Raw genomic sequence first — 18071 nt, 5'->3', positions numbered from 1 at the left:
CAAATTGCCTTTGCTGTTTATTCTGATAGGTTTTCCTTATGATCGGTTTGACCGTCCGGCAGATGCATTATTTCGAAGCGCTGGCGCAGACGCTGCATTTCGGCCGCGCGGCAAAACTCGCCGGCGTCAGCCAGCCGGCGCTTTCTTCGCAGATCGCCGAGATGGAGCTGCGGCTCAATTGCCGGTTGTTCGAGCGCGGCGGCAAGGCGGTGCGCATGACCGACGAGGCGCAGGTCCTGCTGCCACGCATCGAGCGCATTCTTGCCGACGTCCGCGACGTCGAGGCGACGGCCCGACGCGGCCGCCCGGCGCTGGAGGGCCGCTTCCGGCTCGGCATCATCCCGACGGTGGCGCCCTATCTGCTGCCGCATGTGCTGCCGGAACTGAAACGGCACTTTCCAGCATTGCAGCTCGAATTGCGCGAGGCGGTAACCGCCTCTTTGGTCGAGGACACCAGCTCGGGAAAGCTCGACGCCTTCGTCGCGGCACTGCCCCTCGATTACCCGGGCCTGGTCACCGAAGAACTTTTCTCCGACCGGTTCTTCCTGGCCGTGCCGGCCGGCGACCCCGCCTTCGCCTCGCCGCCGGTGCCGCCGGAAAGCCCGGCGCTGGAGCGGCTGATGCTGCTGGAGGAAGGCCATTGCCTGCGCGAACAGGCGCTCGCCGTCTGCGGCAGCGTGCGGCCGGTGGCGATGGCAAGCTACGGCGCAACCAGCCTGACGACGCTCTTACAGATGGTGGCGCATGGGCTCGGCGTGACGCTCATCCCCGAGATGGCGGCAGGACCGGCCAGCACTATCCCCGATTTGAAAATCGTGCCGTTCCAGGAGCCGATGCCGCAGCGCACGATCTGCCTGGCATGGCGGCGCAACAAGGTCCGCCACGATGAATGCGTCGAACTGGCGAAGATCATTCGCGGGCTGGATGCAGCGGTGCTGGCGGCTTGAGGCGAGGATATTGGTCAAAGATCCGGTTTTAGCCACGAAGCCAACCCGCAAGCCTACCTCTCAAGTGTGCCCCGCCACGCTGCCCATCGCTTTGGCCTCAGCGTGTGGCGCGAAGAAGCAGCGGATCGTCATATGAGGGGCGGAAGTGCAGATGTGATACTGGCTGTCTTCGCTCTCCAAAACCCGGTTCCTGGAGATGAAGTATTTTGTCTTGGACCCGGTCCGGATGTTGAAGTTGCCGCCCGGTAGCGGCTCGACATAGCGCGGGCTGATGACCCGGCAGTCTTTGTTGCCGCAGCATTCGTAGCCGGTAACCGGATCATGGTGGCCGGAATACCAGTTGTGGGCGACAGCGAGAGCGATGAGGACGAGCTTCATGTCTGTTTGACCTCTCGGTGCCGAGGGCCCAACGCTCAACTTCGAAGAGACCCTACAGTATGACAATAGGGGACGTTTGCGAGTGGTCCAAGCGTCGCCGATTAACGGTGGACCGCGGCGCTCGCCAACGGCCTTCTGACACAGCCGCTCGATCTTGTGACCAGTCGACCAAAGCAGTTCGCGACCGATGCCTTCGAAGCGCCGAACCTCGCCTTTCGGTTCAAGCTACACTCTAGGTCAAGCTTAGATGCGAAACCAACAGGAGGATCGTGCCGTTCCAGGAGCCGATGCCGCAGCGCACGATCTGCCTGGCATGGTGGCGCAAAAAGGTGCGGCACGATGAATGCGTCGAATTGGCCAAGATCATCCGCGGGCTGGATGCGGCGGTGCTGGCGGCTTGAGCGGGGATGCCGGTCAAAGGTCAGATTGATCCGAGCGGCATAACTCATCGCGAACGAGGCCATTCAGAACGCTGTGCCGGCCTTCCGGGTGAAACGACTTCAGTCCCTTTTCCAGGCCGCGAGCAACGGGCCTTTGCTTCCATAGACAGGGTCCTTCCGCGGCCGGCCGACCCTGGGGATCGTGACGACCGCCTTGGCATGGTCGGCGGCGGTCGTGCATTCGTCATAGGTGCCGGACTGAGGATAGGCGCCGACGACCAGAAAATCGTCGGATGCGGAAAGACGCTGGTGCCCGTGCCGGCCGGAAGCACCGCGACGTCGCCGGCCTTCAGCGACAGCATTCGTCCCGGCGAAGATCATCCGCGGGTTGGAGGCGGCGGTACTGGCTGGGTGAGGTACGCCGTACCATCCAGCGGAAGTTTGGTGTTGACCCGAAGTCGACCTTCGCAGACCTGAATGGCTGCTTTGCGCCGTTGAGTAGTGAAGATGGTCATCCCGAAAGCCGAAAGTTCCGTTTGTTCGAATGATGACAACTAAGGAAATCGGAAACAGCCTTTGCGCGCAATTCCGTGCTTTGGCGTTGCCGAGAGTGCTTCACTGGCATTGATCTTTTTGATGCGGCATCCACGGTGCCCCGGCGTGCAGTAAGTGGAGAATACAATAGCGGTGAGGGCCGCGATCGGTGAGGTTCAGTGATGAATCATGCGCAGAGTACCAGGTCAAAATGTCTCCGCTGTGACTTCACCTTTATTAAACGACGGCCCTTGATTTTACTTCACGAGATACGCGGCAGGGGGTGTAACGCCATGCTGTCCCTCATTCCGTTATGCCTCGTTCTGCTGTTGGCATTTCCGGCAAATGGTCAGTTGGCGCCCGAAGCGTCAGCGGTTGCCACAGCTAACGACACCTCGTCGGTCGTGGTTTCCGAACACACCGAGGTCGGCAAAGAACCGGGCAAGCCACAACCGAGCGCGCTCGGATCCCATATATCTAGGGAGCTGGCGCTCAGCGAAGCGCAGGCACTCAAGGAGGGCGCGCAAACGCCGCTCGGCGAGCATGAGGAGGCTTCACGCCGCGAATTGGCCGCAGCACGAGCGGAGCTAGACGCTATGCAGCGCGGCGCACGTGACCTAAGCGCCCAGGCACACGTACTGGCAGACACGGTGGCTCAGCAAGCACAAGCCCTGAATGAGCAGCAGCGAACAGACGAAGCGCTCGCGCTCGATCTGGAGACGGCGCAGCGTGTTATCGAAAGCTACAGGGCCGAAGCCAGTCTCTGGAACAGCGAGAAGGCTGCCGCGCTTGGAGCGCACCCCTCTATGGACGCCTCCCAGCTTGCTGCGAAGCGAACGCTTGATGACGAGCGGCACAAGGTTGAGCTCTTGGAACAAGAACTTACCACGGCTCGCCAAACTATCGATGCTCTTAAGAAAGGCGTAAATCTGGCAGCCGTCGAGCAGGCGAACGCCATAAGGGACCGACAGGTGGTCGAGGCCGCTCTAAAGCAGGCTCGAGAAACACTCGAACGGGAACGCGAACGAGCAGATTCAGCTGTACGTGACCTCGATATTGTTCGCCAGGAACGCGATGCTTTAAAGCAGAACTCGGTAGAATTGAGTGCCGCGCTGGACCAAGAGCGTGAAAGGGCTATCGGTCTAGCCCGCAGCCTCAGTGCCGCGCGTGAGGCAATTGATATTGTCAAGGGTAAGCGTCGCACTGCGGCTGTGGAGCGCGCGCCGAAAGCGCGTACCCCCGCGAGTGCACTTGCAAGTAGGTTATCGCATTCGGGCGCCCAACCACACCGTAAACCGGGCTTGCCGAAAAAACAGAAAGTGAAGGTCCAAAAGTCGCCGCAAACTGCTCTGCTGGCAACCATACCTCTTCCCGCAGCATTGCTTCCAACACGGCCATCAAAAAGCTCGAGCCGCGCCAGTGAAGACTAGGGAGCGAAATGTATGCCGCAGGGGAGACGACAATGAAGAAGTATGTCGCAGCCGCGTTGACGATCGGGATCACAATTGGGCCTGCCTCGGCTCTTGAAGCAGGGGTGGGCGGTAGGGCGGGCGGTGTCGGGGTCGGTGCTGGAGTGAGCGCCGGTTCGCAAGGCTTATCAGTGGGGGCGGGCACGAGCGTCGACGGCGTAGGCGGAGCAAATGTTGGAGCTTCGGTCGGTGCGGATGACGGATCAGTCGACGCAGGCGTTAGTGCCAGCGGCAACATTGGTGACACAACCACAAGTGCCAGTGTGGGCGACGATCCGTCCGCCGAAAACGAAGCGGCTACCGCACCCGACAGTTCGAATGCAGCGACAGCCCCTTCCTCTGCCAAGACCGCCAGGCAATCCATCGTCCTGCCACCCGTCCTCAGGCCTTCCAAAGCCGGTGAGGGTGACTCCACCAAGGGGTATCCCTTTGGATCTCTGGGACCACTGACAGTGAAACCCGGTACGCCGGTTGCGGTGGTGCGAGCCTGCCGCACGGCGATCATGGCCGCTGCGACGCCGCTTGGCGCCGTCCGTGTCCACGCGGTAAGCGCAGGCGCCTTGCATCAAGGTCGGGGTGCACTCACGGCGCCGATCGAGGTGCGAATAGACTACGCAGGAAAAGGTGGCATCGAAGTCCGGCAGGCGCAAGTCAGTTGTCGCCTCGATGCGTCGGGCAGGGTCACTGCAATAATATAGCACCAAGCCTGATCGCCAGCGCTGCGCACGCCGACAGCGGCACGATCCGCTTCGCCATCTATCTACAAGGCGGCCTTCTTCATCGGTGGCGCCGTAGGTGTTGGTCAAAGGTTCGGTTTGAGCCCCGAAGCCAACCCGCAAGCCCCTTCGAAAGGAACGACTTCAGTCCTTTCCCAGGCGGCGAGCAACGGGCCTTTGCCTCCATAAACAGGGTCCTTGCGCGGACGGCCCACCTTGGGGATCGTTACGACCGCCTTGGCATGGTCGGCGGCGGTCGTGCATTCGTCATAGGTGCCGGATTGAGAATAGGCGCCGACGACTAGAAAATCGTCGGATACGGAAAGACGCTGGTGCCCGGTGCCTGCCGGAAGCACCGCGACGTCGCCGGCCTTCAGCGACAGCGTACGTCCCTTGTTGCCGCCAAAGCGAACCTTGGCCGTGCCGCGCGCAACGCCCAGCACCTCGTGGATCTGCGAATGGTAGTGAACGTAGTCGTAGATGCCGTTGCGCCAGCTATTGCCCCAGCCATTTGCGTCGAAAAGCGCCTCCATGACCGCCGCCGGATCGAATTCCTCGGGCAGCGTCACGGCGCCGCGATAGACGACAAGCGGCCAAAACGGATGGTTGGGCACCAGGCCATCGTCCTTGAAGCGAAATTCGTTCGGTTTGCGCGGCCTCAGGAGGTCGGCGACCTCGCGCCTGTCTGGCCTGGCGATACCGGTGACCTGCTCGACGGCTTTCTTCGTGGTTTTCAGGATGCTCATGGAATGGGCCTTGAGTTGGTGGGAGCTGAATGCGGATTAACCGGCTGCGCGGCGGTCAGTTCCGTTGGCGGCAGAGATCTGCGATCTGCGCCACGGCGGCTCCGCAACAAGATCCGGCAAATCCTGAATGGCTGCTTTGCGCCGCATGGCAGTCATTCCTGCGGTCCCGTCCATTCAACAAAAGCGGACATCGCCAATGGACAGGCCACAGGCAGCTATGCGCCCGACATTTTGCCTCGAACGACGGGAGTAGATCCTAAGCAGACCATCCGACCAATGGCTCGGAGCTATCTTCCTTTGGCCTAACCGCTCTATGTTGAGACAGCGTGCCTGGTCGGCAGTAGTGTCGGACTGGAGGGAGGGAGCATCACATGAGTGAGACCCGCAAAATAGCAGCGATCCTGGTCTCGGATGTGGTCGGCTACAGCCGGCTAGCCGGCGCGGATGAGGATCGCATCTTGGCACGGCTGCGGGCGCTGCGCAGCGATCTCATCGACCCCACCATCGCCGTTCATCGTGGCCGCGTCGTCAAGCGCACAGGCGACGGGAGCCTTGTCGAGTTCAGCAGCGTTGTGGAAGCAGTGCGCTGCGCGCTGGAAGTGCAGAACGCCATGCTTGAGCGCAATGCCGGGGTGCCGGATGATCGCCGCATCGAGTTCCGGATCGGCATTCACTTGGGCGACGTCGTGCAAGAACGCGATGGCGACCTGATGGGCGATGGCGTCAATATCGCCGCGCGCCTAGAAGGAATCTGCGAACCTGGCAATATCTGTCTTTCCGAGCAAGCCTATTGGCAGGTTAAATCAAGGCTCGATATCGCGATCAACGATCGCGGTGCGGTTCAGCTCAAGAACATCGCCGAGCCGGTCCGGGTTTATTCGCTACAGGTCGGCATTCCCGCGAAGGCCAGACCCGCGGCATCGGCGGAGGCCCTCGTGCCGGACAAGCCTTCGCCGCAGCTCGCGCTGCCCGACATGCCTTCGATTGCCGTGCTGCCCTTTGTCAACATGAGTGGCGACGCCGAACAGGAGTTCTTCACTGACGGGCTGACGGAGGACATCATTACCGATCTGTCGAATGTGCCCGGCTTCTTCGTCATCGCCCGCAACTCCACCTTTGCCTACAAAGGCAAGCCCACCGACGTCCGTCAGATCGCTCGCGATCTGGGCGTCAAATATCTCCTCGAGGGCAGCGCGAGGCGGTCCGTCAAGCGTTTGCGCGTCAATGTGCAGCTGATCAACGCGGCCGAAGGCGGCAATCATGTGTGGGCCGAGCGCTTCGACCGCGAAATTGTCGACATCTTTGAAGTTCAGGACGAGGTCACGCGCCGCGTTGTTGAAGCGATCTCCGGCAAGATTGGTGCGAAGAATATTTCTGCCCGTTCTAGGCCATCAAATCTAGAAGCCTATGACCTTTGTGTTAGGTCACGGGAGAAATGGACCATGTCCAGATCAGACAACAGCGACGCGCGTTCAGCTTTGGAACGCGCCGTTTCGCTTGAACCAAACTATTGTGAAGCGCACAGCAATCTTGCCCTTGTGCTGTTATTTGGCTGGGTTGATTGGGGAGAACCACAGATACCCGATCGCGCAAATGCTCTGATGCACGCGCAACGAGCCATGCAAATCGATCCCGGCGATTCCAACGTTCGCAGGATCCTGGGCTGCGTTCAGCTTTTTGAGCGCAATTGGGATGAAGCAAAATTCCAATTCGATGCTGCCATACGGATAAATCCCAACAATGCAGATGCGGTAGCATGGATTGGGGAGCTTCAAATCTACTTGGGCAAGCCGCAAGCGGCGCTGACAGCTTGTGAAGAGGCGTTCCGATTAAATCCTCGTCCACCTGGTTGGTACTTCTGGATCGTGGGAATGGCGCAGATTTCCACCGGTCACTACGAAGAAGCTGTTGCGACCTTGAGCCTGGAGGAAACATATGGGACCGGTTCAAGGGTGAACCTGATTGCCGCGCTTGCTCTTGCCGGCCGCTTGCCTGAGGCACAGGAGGAAGCCCGCCTATTTCTTACGGGCAATCCAGGTTGGACGATCGGTGAACTGACAGCGAACTTGCCCTTTAGGAGCATGAGTGCTGCGCAGCCCTTTGTCGATGGCTGGCGTCTGGCGGGCTTGCCAGACTAGGCGGCACGGCAAGGGGGCCGTTTCCAAAGGCAATGGCGTAAGCTAACTACGGCTCCAGCAGTGTCGACAAGCCAATGGCCCTTTCTAGATAGCGCAAACATGCTGGCGCGCTGTTTCGAGATCGCATAACTTGTTGCCAGTTTCCTTGGCTGGTCGCATGGGATCGCGCTGCACGATGGGTAAGAACACTTGGACCGCAGAGCAGGATCGGCTGCCTTGATGCCGATGCGGAATTCAATGGGCCTGTCGGACGGCACTTCTGCGTTACGCTCGTGCATCTTGTGCTGGATTTCGACGGCGCAGGCCCCCGCATTTAGCACGCTCGGGAACTCGACCAGTAAGCCGTCGCCGGTCAGCTTGACTATCCTGCCCTGATGCTCAGCGATCTTGGCGTACACCAGTTCGTGGCGATGCGCCTTGAAAGTCGACAGGGTCCGCTCTCGTCGAGATCCATGAGCCTGGAGTAGCCGACCACATCGGCCGCGAGATGGCGGCAAGGCTAGGCTGACAGCGTTCTTGGCCATTGGCAATGTGCTGACGAGCAAGGAAATCGTGCGGATTGTATGGCCCTCAGGCGTGGTGTCTATCGCGCCCCTTGGCTGTTATTGGGTTAGCTTAAGACCTTGGTCGCGCCACGCCGAACGTCCGCTCTCTTTTTTCGGACGCCATAAGCCGACCTTCCGAATTCGGCCCCCATGCTGCCGGGCGGCAATGCGCCCGAATGCGGACCTTTGTATCCTTCGCAAGAGCGGTCATTCAATGGCGCGATGCGTAACTGCTACTCGCCCATTGCTTGGGAAAATACCCCCACCTGTCCTTAAGAAAGAACCGCACTAGTTTAGGCGATGGGACGCGCGCTGCAATTTTTGCTGGGCCGTCGTTGAGAAGTATTGTCGGACGTGGGCTTGAAAAGCCAACACCTTCGGGAGGAACCGATGACCAAAGCAAGTATCCAGACCAATATGAGGTCGCGCCGCAAGTTCCTTGGCGAGGCGGCCGTGGCAGCTGCGGCGATCGTTGCTGCGCCAAGCGTCGTCAAGGCGCAAGGGCCGGTCAGCATGCGCTGGCAGAGCACATGGCCTTCCAAGGATATCTTTCACGAATTCGCGCTTGATTTCGCCAAGAAAATCAACGACATGACGGGCGGCGACCTCAAGATCGAGGTGCTGCCGGCGGGCGCCGTGGTGCCTGCGTTCGGCCTGCTTGACGCGGTGTCGCAAGGAACGCTTGATGGCGGCCACGGCGTGCTCGTCTACCACTACGGAAAGCAGACGGCGCTAGCGCTCTGGGGATCCGGCCCGGGCTTTGCCATGGACGCCAACATGCTGCTGGCCTGGCACAAATACGGTGGCGGGAAGGAGCTCCTTGCAAAGCTCTATGATTCCATAGGCGCCAATGTGGTTTCCTTCCCCTATGGACCGATGCCGACACAGCCGCTCGGCTGGTTCAAGAAACCGGTTTCCAAGGTCGAAGACATCCAAGGCCTCAAGTTCCGTACCGTTGGCATCTCGATTGACGTCTTCACCGGCCTGGGTGCGGCCGTCAACGCGCTACCTGGCGGTGAAATCGTTGCGGCATTGGATCGCGGCCTGCTCGACGCGGCCGAGTTCAACAACGCCTCGTCCGATCGGGTGCTTGGTTTTCCGGACGTGTCCAAGGTCTGCATGCTGCAGAGCTATCACCAGAATGCGGAGCAGTTCGAGGTCCTGTTCAACAAGGCGAAATACGACGCCCTGCCCGATCAGATGAAGGCAATCATCACCAATGCGGTCGAGGCAGCCTCGCAGGACATGGCCTGGAAGGCGATCGACCGTTATTCGAAAGACTATTTGGAGATGCAGACGCAGGACAAGGTCAAATTCTACAAGACACCGGAAGCAATCCTCAAGCGACAGCTGGAGGTCTATGACGAGGTCGTGAAGAAGAAGGCGGCTGAAAATCCGCTGTTCAGGGAGGTCCTTGAGTCGCAGATCGCCTTTGCCCGGCGGACAACACAATGGGAACAGGACGTAGTCGTCAGCCGCCGCCTGGCCTTCGATCATTACTTCGGACGTGGCGGGGCAGCAAAGAATATCTGAAGCACAGTTTGAGCCGGCAAGGCACCATCGGGGCCATGACCGAACGGTGCCTTGCCTTCTTACCGACACTCACTCTGGCCAACACTCTGGCCATCCGGCTGCCTCGCATGAACGTCCAGCAGTTCCTGAATACAGTCGATGCAATCAGCGCGTGGGTCGGCAAGGCCGCGGCGTGGCTGATCATCGGGCTGATGACGCTGGTCTGCGCCGAGGTCTTCAAGCGCTACATCCTGAACATGCCCACGGCGTGGATATTCGACGCCAGCAACATGTTGTACGGCTCGCTGTTCATGCTCGCCGGAGCCTATGCGCTGGCGCAGAATGCCCATGTGCGCGGCGACTTTCTCTACAGCTCGATGCGACCCCGGATCCAAGCCGCGCTCGATCTTTTGCTGTACGTGGTTTTCTTCCTGCCGGGGATCGCGGCCCTCGTCTATGCAGGCTACGACTATGCCGCGATTTCATGGCGGATCGGGGAGCATTCGACCGTGACAGCGGAGGGTCCGCCGATCTACCAATTCAAATCGGTCATTCCGCTGGCCGGCGCCCTGGTGATGCTCCAGGGCGTGGCCGAGATCGTGCGCTGCATCGTCTGTCTCAGGACTGGGCAATGGCCCAGCCGGCGCAAGGACGTTGCAGAGATCGACGTCGTGGAGGGACAGCTCGCGCTCAGCGAATATGTGGATGAAGGGACGCGCAAGACCGCCATCGAGCGCGCACAAAAGATAGACGAGGAAGCACGCCAGCGCGGAATGGGTGGAGACCTGCAGAGTTGAGCGATCCAGCCCTCGGACTCACGATGCTCATGCTCATCGTGGTCGTCATCGTCATGGGTTTCCCGACAGCCTTCACGCTGATGGGCCTTGGCATGTTTTTCGGGTTCTATGCGTTCTACAACCCGGCGGAGCACTGGATCGACAACCGCGTCTTCGATCTGATGGTCGAGCGCACTTATGGGGCAATGACCAATGACGTCCTGATCTCCATCCCGCTTTTCGTGCTCATGGGATATGTGATGGAACGCGGGGCGCTGGTCGACAAGATGTTCTACAGCATCCAGCTTTCGTTCCGACGGGTACCGGCGTCGCTGGCCATTGCTACCCTTATCGTCTGCACCTTCTGGGGCATCGCCAGTGGCCTCGTCGGCGCCGTTGTGGTCCTGATGGGGGTGATTGCCTTCAATCCGATGCTGCGCGCCGGATACGATGTGAAGCTCGCTTCCGGCGTGATCACCGCGGGCGGCACGCTGGGCATCCTGATCCCGCCCTCGGTCATGATCATCGTCTATGCGGCGGTTGCAGGCCAGTCCATCGTGAAGCTCTATGCCGCGGCGATGTTCCCCGGTTTTTTCCTCGCTTTCCTTTATCTCGTCTACATTCTTGGCTGGGCGATAATCAATCCGAAGATCGCCCCGCCTTTGCCGGAGGATCAAACAAGGGTTCCGGTGCCGGCGTGGATGCGAAGCTTTCAGACAGTTTACTCGCGCAACATGCTTGTTGGACTTCTTTCCGCATTGTTCTCGCCGTCCAAGGCGACGGCGCTCGAGACGGAGAGCGGACGCCTCACATATTGGAAGCTGTTCAAGAATTTCTGCGCTGCGCTGGTGCCCTTCGCCTTGATAGTACTCACCCTCTTGCTGGTGTGGTGGTATGTCGTCATCTATCCGCAAGCATCGGCCGACGTCGAAGCTCCAGCCGGATTGGAGCAGCTCGGTGCTCCGGCGGTGGAGGAACTCGGCGCACCCGCGGTGAATGCAGGGCCGGCAACCAGCTTCTACGTCACCTTCGGCATCATCGCGGCACTCGCCGCGGTGGTGCTCGTCCGCTACTATCGGAACATGACCGCCGAACGGCTCGAGATCCTGAAGCTCCTGGTCTCGTCGGTCATGCCGCTGGGCATACTTACCGTCGTCGTGCTCGGCGTCATCCTATTCGGAATCACGACGGCGACCGAGTCCGCGGCAGTCGGCGCCGCTGGTGCCTTTCTGCTGGCGTTCCAGGCCCGAACGCTCGACTGGAAGCGCATCAAGGAAGCAGTGTTCCTGACGGCGAAGACCACAGCCATGGTTTGCTGGCTCTTTGTCGGCTCGGCGCTGTTCTCCGCCGTTTTTGCGATCCTCGGCGGCCAGGCACTTCTCGAGCAATGGGTGCTGTCGCTCGACTTGTCGCCCGTGCAGTTCATGATCCTGTCTCAAGCGATCATATTCATTCTCGGTTGGCCGCTCGAATGGACCGAAATCATCATCATCTTCGTGCCGATCTTCCTGCCGATGTTGAAGCACTTCAACATCGACCCGATCCTCTGGGGGGTTCTTGTCTTCGTGAATTTGCAAGCGGCGTTCTTGTCACCCCCGGTAGCGATGTCGGCGTTCTATCTCAAGGGCGTTTCCCCACCGCACGTCACCCTCAACCAGATATTCGCAGGCATGATGCCTTACATGCTGATCGTCATCCTCTGCATGATCCTCATGTATATCTGGCCCGGCATGGCGCTCTGGCTTCCGAACTATCTTTACGGCGGCTGAGAAAGACTCGGTTCTCGGACGCCTTCCGCGACAGCGCGTTTTCGGCCGCTTTGACCCACGGGATGTCCTTTGAACGCCAAGGCAGGATCTCGGAGATACAGGTGATCGGAAGGTCTACTTTCGGGCTACAATCGGCGCGAGCGAATGACGGGTCACAGTTCACGTCGACTCACGCAGGGCATGAAGGTCCGTTTCTGGCCTTCCGAGCCTCGAAGCCGCAAGTCCGCTTTCGGGCCGATGTCGGTCATTCCGGCCAACTTGGCAGCCTGCCAAAAGCGGACATTGCTGGCGTGCCGACGCCGAGCCCGCGGGTGCACCGGAGGCGGGTCGTCGACGCTCAGAAATCGGCTTCTTCGAAATGTTTGGCCTTCAGCCATGTGTTCGACGATCCGCTCCTGTAGCGGCTGTCGGCGCGTTTCGAAATGATGCTCTCGAGCCCCGTCTTCTCGATGGCCCGGAAGATCGCTAGCGGACTGCGCTCGAAATGCTCGCTGTACTGGATCTTGCCGAGACCGTGCTCAACCAGTTGCCACAGCACCTGCTTGCGCTGCAGCAGGGGCAAGGAGGCTAGATTGCGACCGTCGAGATGGAGGATGTCGAACGCGACGAACACCAGCCGGCTGGGTTCGTTCCAGATCGTGGCTTCCAGCGCGGGGTAATCGGGAGCGCCCTGGTCGCCTGGCACAATGACCTCGCCGTCGATAATGGCAGCCCGGCATGGCAGCTCGACAGCCAGCGCGATGGGCCAGTATTTCGTGGTCCAGTCACGGCCGTTCTTGTTGTAAAGACGCACGCCGTCTTTGTCGATGATGAGCTGCGTTCGGTAGCCGTCAAGATTGATCTCGTGAACCCATCCCCCATCTTCGGGCGGCTGCTCGACCCAAGTCGGGATCTGTGGCGGAATGAACTCCAGCCGGCCACCGTTGACCTTGGCACGCTTACTCAATGACGCCACCTTCGACTGCGCAGCGACGGCTGATCGGCACAGGCGGCCCGACATCCCCCCAACCCGGACGCCTGCCGCCTGTGCCAGCCCCCGCCAAGCCATTGCGAGCATCTGCGCACGTGGCCGAATTGTCGTTAGCTTCGCATCCGAATACTTATCCGGGCGTACATATCTCGCTCTTGCACGCCGTCCTTTGGCTAATTTCGGACGACCTTCGTCAGTCCATCAAAAGCACCACAGCGGGATGCAGCTTCTTCAGATTCGGCAATGATTTCGATTGCCAGGGTATGTCTGGCGTTCCACGCACGACGAGTCGAACATCGGGATGCTTGCGCACCTCGATGGTAAATTTCGCCAGCAGGTTGATGCCGGAAGAGTTTAGAAAGTGAAGGTCCTTCAGATTGAGCGTAATGGAAGCGGGATTAGAGGCAAGAACACTGGTCGCCAACGCCGTGATAGGCGCACCGGCCTCGGAACTGGCAAGCCGCATTGCACCGTCGAAGAAAATTTCGCTTCCTTCAGTCCACACACGGTAGTCGTCTGTCTTGATTTCCATAGCCTGGCTTCGTTTCTTCTAGTTGTGAATTTGCGAGATCGGAATAGAGGCATATGTCTCCACGCAAAGCCGATCGCTTTCGTCGGCGGCGCTGAATATCCAAGCCAGGCGTGCGCCGTAGTCGCTCATCAAGGTCAGCAATCCAAGTCCGGAGCCTGACATGTCGGGGTTGGCGGCATTCTCTTCAATTCGCTGTATCAGCAGGTCCTTGGGGTCGCCAACCGTGAGATCCGCCAGGAGACTTTGGAACTTAGAGGCATCTTCACCATCGACGTCATTCGACACTTTGAGCTTGAAGCACTCCGAATCCATCGACGCCTCGATCAAGATCTCACCTGGTGCGCGAAACTTGACGGCATTTTCGATGAGTTCGTTGACCAGATATCCGATACTGTGCCGCACTTCTATGTAGTCATTGCGGGACGACCGGAAGCGCAACGCGAAAAGATCGGCGATGAAGTCCGCGGTCGTAGCACAATGACGCCAACTCAAGTCGAGAGGTCCGTCGTACAGCCGCACGCGACTGGCGCTCTCCTTCATCCCGATTGCAATGTCAGGAGTACCGAACAGCGTTGTCATGGCTATTTGTGCCTTATGATCACGAGGGTGATGTCGTCGTGGATCTTCTGGACCCCGATATGGGCCATCAGATCGTCGATGATCCCGGTTTTGATGTCCTCGGCGCTGCTGCCGTGACGTTTTTGTGCGCTCTGGCAGAGGCGCTCGAACCCGAACAATTCTCTGTCTTGGGCTTCGGCCTCGGTCACACCGTCTGTGTGCAGCACGATCACGTCGCCGCTCCCGAACAGGATGTCACGCGTGGCAATGAACTTCGAGATGTCATTCTCCAAGCCAACCGGCAGACCAAGATTGATTGTATCGATACGTTCAACTTCCCCATCCGCACGCAAGACGAGAACGTCCTCATGCTGGCCGGATAGCGTTACCCGCTCATCCTCGAAGTCAAGAAAGGCCAACGAGAGATGCTTGCCGGTGTTCGTCCGCTCGATGTTTTTGTAGATTGCCCTGTTCAATCGATCCAGAAACTGGTGCGGGTCCCCCTCGTTGGTCTCCTGCAGCGCACGTGCAACGGATTGGACCATCAGCATCAGCACGCCGCTCTCGAGACCATGACCGGTCACGTCGCCGATGCCGATCTTGACCCGTGGCCCGTTCTGCAGGACGTCGTAATAGTCGCCGCCGACCTCGTCGGCCGGCCGCATGTAGGCTGCGATCTCCAGCCCCGGAATCGCTTCTAGTTCGAATTGTTTCGGTAGGACCATCATCTGGATCTGTCTGGCGACCGCGAGTTCGGCACCAAGGCGAACGTTCTCGTCCTGCAGCTTTTCGTTGAGTGCGGAAATCTCCTGATTTGCGTCCCCAAGTTCCCTGGTTCGTTCGTCGACGAGTTGCTCGAGGTTTTCCGTGTGAAAGCTGATCTGCTCAGCCATGCGGTTGAAAGCGACCCCTGCCGCTCCAACTTCGTCGCGCGTTGGGATGCTCACGCGGACTGAATAGTCTTTGGACTGGAGCCGCTGGGCGGCGCTGGCAAGCGCCCTGAGGCCCGCGGTGATCCGCTTCGAAATTCCAAGCACGGCGGCAAAAACAATCAGAAGCGAAACGACGATCGCGGCGATCTGAAAGAGCAGGATACGGTTGGTTGCACGGGAAATACTCTTCTGCGCGGCGAACAGGGATGCATAGATCTCTCGTTCGGGAACGACGATCCCGACCGACATCATTTCGGACTTGATCGGTCCCGAACTCCACAGATTGGTCGGCTTCAATCTTTTGAGGACAAAAATGTAGGGTACGCGTTCGCCCTTGTCGGCGAGCATGACATGCTGAATGACACCGTCATTGTTCTGGTCGAGAGGCAGCAACGCGATAGCCGGCTGCGTGCTTCCCCGCAGGGACCTCTCCAGGCCGGTGACGCCCTGGGTGCCCGCATCGCTCGATGAGGTCAGGCCGATGATTGCCTGGCCTGACGGATTGATCGCCACCACGTTGCCAGTCGACATTGTGAGAAAGCCGAACCCGGTCTCGGCGATCTTCACACGTTCGACGACTTCCGCGAGTTGATCGAGAGTGATGTCTGCTCCCGCTATACCAGCGATACCGGTGCGATCGCGCGTCCACAGCGGGTGGAAAAAGCTGACGATTAGCTTTCCCGTGATCGCATCGGTGTAAGGCGCTGTCTGGGTGATATCGTCAGGGACCGGACGCGAGGCTGGATTCTTGGCCCATTGCTGCCATGACCCATAGATTCCCGGAAAGAAAAACTCCCAGAACTCCGCCTTGTTGTGGCCTGGATAGAGCCGGTCGAAGGTCTGTGCCTGGTCCGTATACGGTACGGTCCTGAAGATCGGCCGTTCCTTTGGGCCAATATAGTACATTTGCAGTTTGGACGACCCGCTGGACATGAGCGTCGGCGCAACGAGGTCCAACACGGTGCTGTCTTCTATTTCCCGCTGAACGCTTGGCATTGGACTGTGGTCGGCGCCCAGCAGGTAGCCCCAGACGCTGACCACGGAAGGCGCTCCCGGCAGGTTCTGTGCCCAATCGCCCTGTGCGTCGTAGACGACCCTCACGGAGCCGGGCACCTCCTTCGAAAGCGTGGCCCCGACCTGTTGTTGCCTGCTTGGATCGTCGATCTGGGCCTGCAGCACGCCCGCCAGCGCCTTGACGTCCCCATGGACTCGATCGAGCAGCAGGTCAACGCTTAACGCTGTCGATTCGGCATAGGAACGAATGTATTCTTGGTTTGCGGTCGTCAGGCCCTCACCGACTTCGGATGTGGCGTCGCGCGACAGTGTTTGAACATTCCAAAGCGCCAGGCCACCGCTCAGCAGGAGGTCGAACAGCACGGCGCCGCCAACGACCAATACGAATTTCGCTCGAAAGGAGCGCAGGCCGAATCGCGGTGTTCGCTCATCATCGGCTTTCATTGCGGCCGTCGCCCCGATGCCACCCAGATCGGCCAACCCGCATAACCCTTGGGGTGGAGCGCAGCGAAAATGTGGTCCTGGAAGCCCTGCCGAAACCGTGCGACGAACTCCGGTCCATCGCCGCGTCTGGTCGCCATCTCGCCCGCATAGACATCCGCCCAGGCCGCAATGACATCGGCGAAGTCCTGCGGATCCCCGTCCAGGTTAGTGACCATGAAGGTCTCCACACGGATGTCTTCGAATCCGGCTTCGATCAGGTATCGCCGGCTCTTGGGTCCAAGCTCGACGTCCATCTCGAAATGCCCGAACAGCTTCGCCACCTCGTTGTAGGTCCAACGAATGCTTTCGGCGCGCGGCTCGCCGAGGCAATGCGAATTCTTCTCGTTGGTGATATAGACCCGCCCGCCTGGCTTGCAGATGCGGTAGAGCTCCTTGAGAATGAGTTCAGGTCGATTGAAGATTTGAAGGGAATGTCGGCAGGTGACCAGGTCGAACTGCGCTTCGTCGAGCAGCATCTCCGACGCATCGCCATAGGTATATTCGATGCCCCGGATGTCGAACTCCCGCATCACTCGTCGAGCATAGGTCAGGCTTGATATGGAATGGTCGAGGGCGACGATCCGCGACGGCTGGAACTCCTTCTGCGCGAGCACGGCGAAATCACCGATCCCGCAACAGATGTCAGCCATGACGATCCCGGACCTCATGCCGTGTCGCGGCAAGATTGCGCGCTCGTGGCGCCAGGTCAACTTTGTCTGAGTGCGCAGGATGGGTACGAACCCGCCTTCCTCAAGGAAACCCTGCCCCGGATAGAATTCGGTGTCATACTCCTCAACCGTGATGTTCGGTTCGATTGCGCTCAGGCGACCGAATTTTCGCGAGGTCCATCCGACGACGCTTGACGTGATGACCATGAATTTGAGATCGGGTCGAGCGCGACAAGCGTCGATGATGATCCTCGAAAAGCTGTGAAACGCAGCGTTGTTCATCTGCGTCAGGCGCCTGACATTGACGTAGAGAACGCCGCGCACATGGCCGATCGCATCGCGGAGCAATGCTATGCTCGGCCCAAGTTCATCGATCGCCTGAGGCCGGACCACTCCCGAAATGGAGAACTCCTGGTTATTGGCGTCGTATTGCGTCTTGAAGCGCGGGAGAAGGTCGTAAGGGCTCAATGTTGCAAGCCCTCAAGCGGAAGGTCCACGACAAGCTTGATTGCATCGCCGTCGGCGTCCTCGATCCAGAGTGTCGCGTTGTAGTCAACAGCCAGTTCCAGGAGTACGACCTCGCGGCTCGGCGCGAGATCCCCAGATACCGAATTGAGATACCGCTCTCTGGCCTCTATTCCTACGAACTGCGACACGGCTTCTTCGTAGAATTGGCGCTCCTCTGGCACGCAAGGAAATGTCAACTCGATCCTATCCGTCGCGCCATGGCGAGACACCCTGCATGCCAGTTCGCCGTCGGCATGGCGAGTACGAAAGGCGACTTCCAGCAATTCGTTGAAGGCAGAGGAAAAGAGATTTGAATGGTGGACCGAGTCTGACCTGTTTTGACTGATCATCCGGGCCACGTATGTCGAGACATAATCGCAATGCTTCCAAGCGGAGACAAACGCTTTGATTTCCATGTCGATCTGGATCATCGGCTCAAAAGTCGGCTCGCCAGCCAGGTCATGATGAACAGGTCCCATCGGCATCCTCACTCTCGC

General features: G+C 59.4%; 14 protein-coding genes and 1 pseudogene. 7 read left to right on the top strand and 8 right to left on the bottom strand.

Annotation, left to right across the window (positions count from 1 at the left end; genetic code table 11):
* Nucleotides 1-38 precede the first annotated feature (38 nt).
* The gene (locus NKJ40_RS04910; protein ID WP_352465053.1) at nt 39-947 is read left to right on the top strand and encodes a hydrogen peroxide-inducible genes activator; all 909 of its coding nucleotides are present in this window, start codon (nt 39-41) and stop codon (nt 945-947) included.
* 60 nt (nt 948-1007) lie between these two features.
* Here the strand turns inward: NKJ40_RS04910 and NKJ40_RS04905 are convergent, their stop codons facing one another.
* Entirely contained in the window at nt 1008-1325 is a 318-nt protein-coding gene (locus NKJ40_RS04905) for a hypothetical protein (RefSeq protein WP_352465052.1), read from the bottom strand.
* Nucleotides 1326-1588: 263 nt separating this feature from the next.
* Here NKJ40_RS04905 and NKJ40_RS04900 point away from each other — a divergent pair.
* Nucleotides 1589-1726, top strand: a pseudogene (locus tag NKJ40_RS04900) (hydrogen peroxide-inducible genes activator); the annotation flags it as partial.
* Nucleotides 1727-2532: 806 nt separating this feature from the next.
* On the top strand, nt 2533-3669 hold the full coding sequence (locus NKJ40_RS04895) for a coiled-coil domain-containing protein (RefSeq protein WP_352465050.1): 1137 nt from the start codon (nt 2533-2535) through the stop codon (nt 3667-3669).
* Nucleotides 3670-4510: 841 nt separating this feature from the next.
* On the opposite strand, the gene NKJ40_RS04885 is transcribed toward NKJ40_RS04895, so the two are convergent.
* Nucleotides 4511-5170 carry a cupin domain-containing protein gene (locus NKJ40_RS04885; RefSeq protein WP_352465047.1) on the bottom strand — a complete coding sequence of 220 codons (660 nt, stop codon included), beginning with the start codon at nt 5168-5170 and terminating at the stop codon, nt 4511-4513.
* Nucleotides 5171-5541: 371 nt separating this feature from the next.
* On the opposite strand from NKJ40_RS04885, the gene NKJ40_RS04880 reads away from it, so the two are divergent.
* The 4 genes from NKJ40_RS04880 (at nt 5542) to NKJ40_RS04865 (ending at nt 11910) form a co-directional block, all read left to right on the top strand.
* On the top strand, nt 5542-7308 hold the full coding sequence (locus tag NKJ40_RS04880; protein ID WP_352465045.1) for an adenylate/guanylate cyclase domain-containing protein: 1767 nt from the start codon (nt 5542-5544) through the stop codon (nt 7306-7308).
* Nucleotides 7309-8243: 935 nt separating this feature from the next.
* Nucleotides 8244-9386, top strand: a complete 1143-nt coding sequence (locus NKJ40_RS04875) for a TRAP transporter substrate-binding protein (RefSeq protein WP_352465044.1) — start codon at nt 8244-8246, stop codon at nt 9384-9386.
* A gap of 107 nt (nt 9387-9493) precedes the next feature.
* On the top strand, nt 9494-10162 hold the full coding sequence (locus NKJ40_RS04870) for a TRAP transporter small permease subunit (RefSeq protein WP_292663631.1): 669 nt from the start codon (nt 9494-9496) through the stop codon (nt 10160-10162).
* Nucleotides 10159-11910 (top strand): TRAP transporter large permease, encoded by a 1752-nt coding sequence (locus NKJ40_RS04865; RefSeq protein WP_352465042.1) that lies wholly within the window; start codon nt 10159-10161, stop codon nt 11908-11910. Before NKJ40_RS04870 ends, NKJ40_RS04865 begins: the two co-directional genes overlap by 4 nt.
* Nucleotides 11911-12247: 337 nt before the next feature.
* Here NKJ40_RS04865 and NKJ40_RS04860 read toward each other — a convergent pair whose 3' ends face one another.
* The 6 genes from NKJ40_RS04860 to NKJ40_RS04835 form a co-directional block, all read right to left on the bottom strand.
* Nucleotides 12248-12910 carry an ATP-dependent DNA ligase gene (locus NKJ40_RS04860; protein WP_352465040.1) on the bottom strand — a complete coding sequence of 221 codons (663 nt, stop codon included), beginning with the start codon at nt 12908-12910 and terminating at the stop codon, nt 12248-12250.
* 163 nt (nt 12911-13073) lie between these two features.
* Nucleotides 13074-13412 (bottom strand): slr1659 superfamily regulator, encoded by a 339-nt coding sequence (locus NKJ40_RS04855; protein ID WP_352465038.1) that lies wholly within the window; start codon nt 13410-13412, stop codon nt 13074-13076.
* An 18-nt stretch (nt 13413-13430) separates the two neighbouring features.
* Nucleotides 13431-13991, bottom strand: coding sequence for a slr1658 superfamily regulator (locus tag NKJ40_RS04850; protein ID WP_352465037.1), 561 nt, complete (start codon nt 13989-13991; stop codon nt 13431-13433).
* A 2-nt stretch (nt 13992-13993) separates the two neighbouring features.
* Nucleotides 13994-16360, bottom strand: coding sequence for a SpoIIE family protein phosphatase (locus NKJ40_RS04845; RefSeq protein ID WP_352465036.1), 2367 nt, complete (start codon nt 16358-16360; stop codon nt 13994-13996).
* On the bottom strand, nt 16357-17535 hold the full coding sequence (locus NKJ40_RS04840; protein ID WP_352465035.1) for a methyltransferase domain-containing protein: 1179 nt from the start codon (nt 17533-17535) through the stop codon (nt 16357-16359). Before NKJ40_RS04840 ends, NKJ40_RS04845 begins: the two co-directional genes overlap by 4 nt.
* Nucleotides 17532-18059 carry a ubiquinone biosynthesis methyltransferase UbiE gene (locus tag NKJ40_RS04835; protein ID WP_352465034.1) on the bottom strand — a complete coding sequence of 176 codons (528 nt, stop codon included), beginning with the start codon at nt 18057-18059 and terminating at the stop codon, nt 17532-17534. Before NKJ40_RS04835 ends, NKJ40_RS04840 begins: the two co-directional genes overlap by 4 nt.
* Between the last annotated feature and the right edge of the window lie 12 nt (nt 18060-18071).

This window comes from Mesorhizobium sp. M0119, from assembly GCF_040322615.1.
Lineage (GTDB): Bacteria > Pseudomonadota > Alphaproteobacteria > Rhizobiales > Rhizobiaceae > Mesorhizobium.
The sequence above is the reverse complement of the archived record's forward strand: the minus strand, read 5'-3'. Positions and strand labels throughout refer to the sequence as shown.

Bases quoted from the DNA above. Each gene is read 5' to 3' on its own strand.
- NKJ40_RS04910 (WP_352465053.1), top strand. From the start codon at position 39: ATGATCGGTTTGACCGTCCGGCAGATGCATTATTTCGAAGCGCTGGCG.
- NKJ40_RS04905 (WP_352465052.1), bottom strand. From the start codon at position 1,325: ATGAAGCTCGTCCTCATCGCTCTCGCTGTCGCCCACAACTGGTATTCC.
- NKJ40_RS04895 (WP_352465050.1), top strand. From the start codon at position 2,533: ATGCTGTCCCTCATTCCGTTATGCCTCGTTCTGCTGTTGGCATTTCCG.
- NKJ40_RS04885 (WP_352465047.1), bottom strand. From the start codon at position 5,170: ATGAGCATCCTGAAAACCACGAAGAAAGCCGTCGAGCAGGTCACCGGT.
- NKJ40_RS04880 (WP_352465045.1), top strand. From the start codon at position 5,542: ATGAGTGAGACCCGCAAAATAGCAGCGATCCTGGTCTCGGATGTGGTC.
- NKJ40_RS04875 (WP_352465044.1), top strand. From the start codon at position 8,244: ATGACCAAAGCAAGTATCCAGACCAATATGAGGTCGCGCCGCAAGTTC.
- NKJ40_RS04870 (WP_292663631.1), top strand. From the start codon at position 9,494: ATGAACGTCCAGCAGTTCCTGAATACAGTCGATGCAATCAGCGCGTGG.
- NKJ40_RS04860 (WP_352465040.1), bottom strand. From the start codon at position 12,910: ATGTCGGGCCGCCTGTGCCGATCAGCCGTCGCTGCGCAGTCGAAGGTG.
- NKJ40_RS04855 (WP_352465038.1), bottom strand. From the start codon at position 13,412: ATGGAAATCAAGACAGACGACTACCGTGTGTGGACTGAAGGAAGCGAA.
- NKJ40_RS04850 (WP_352465037.1), bottom strand. From the start codon at position 13,991: ATGACAACGCTGTTCGGTACTCCTGACATTGCAATCGGGATGAAGGAG.
- NKJ40_RS04845 (WP_352465036.1), bottom strand. From the start codon at position 16,360: ATGAAAGCCGATGATGAGCGAACACCGCGATTCGGCCTGCGCTCCTTT.
- NKJ40_RS04835 (WP_352465034.1), bottom strand. From the start codon at position 18,059: ATGCCGATGGGACCTGTTCATCATGACCTGGCTGGCGAGCCGACTTTT.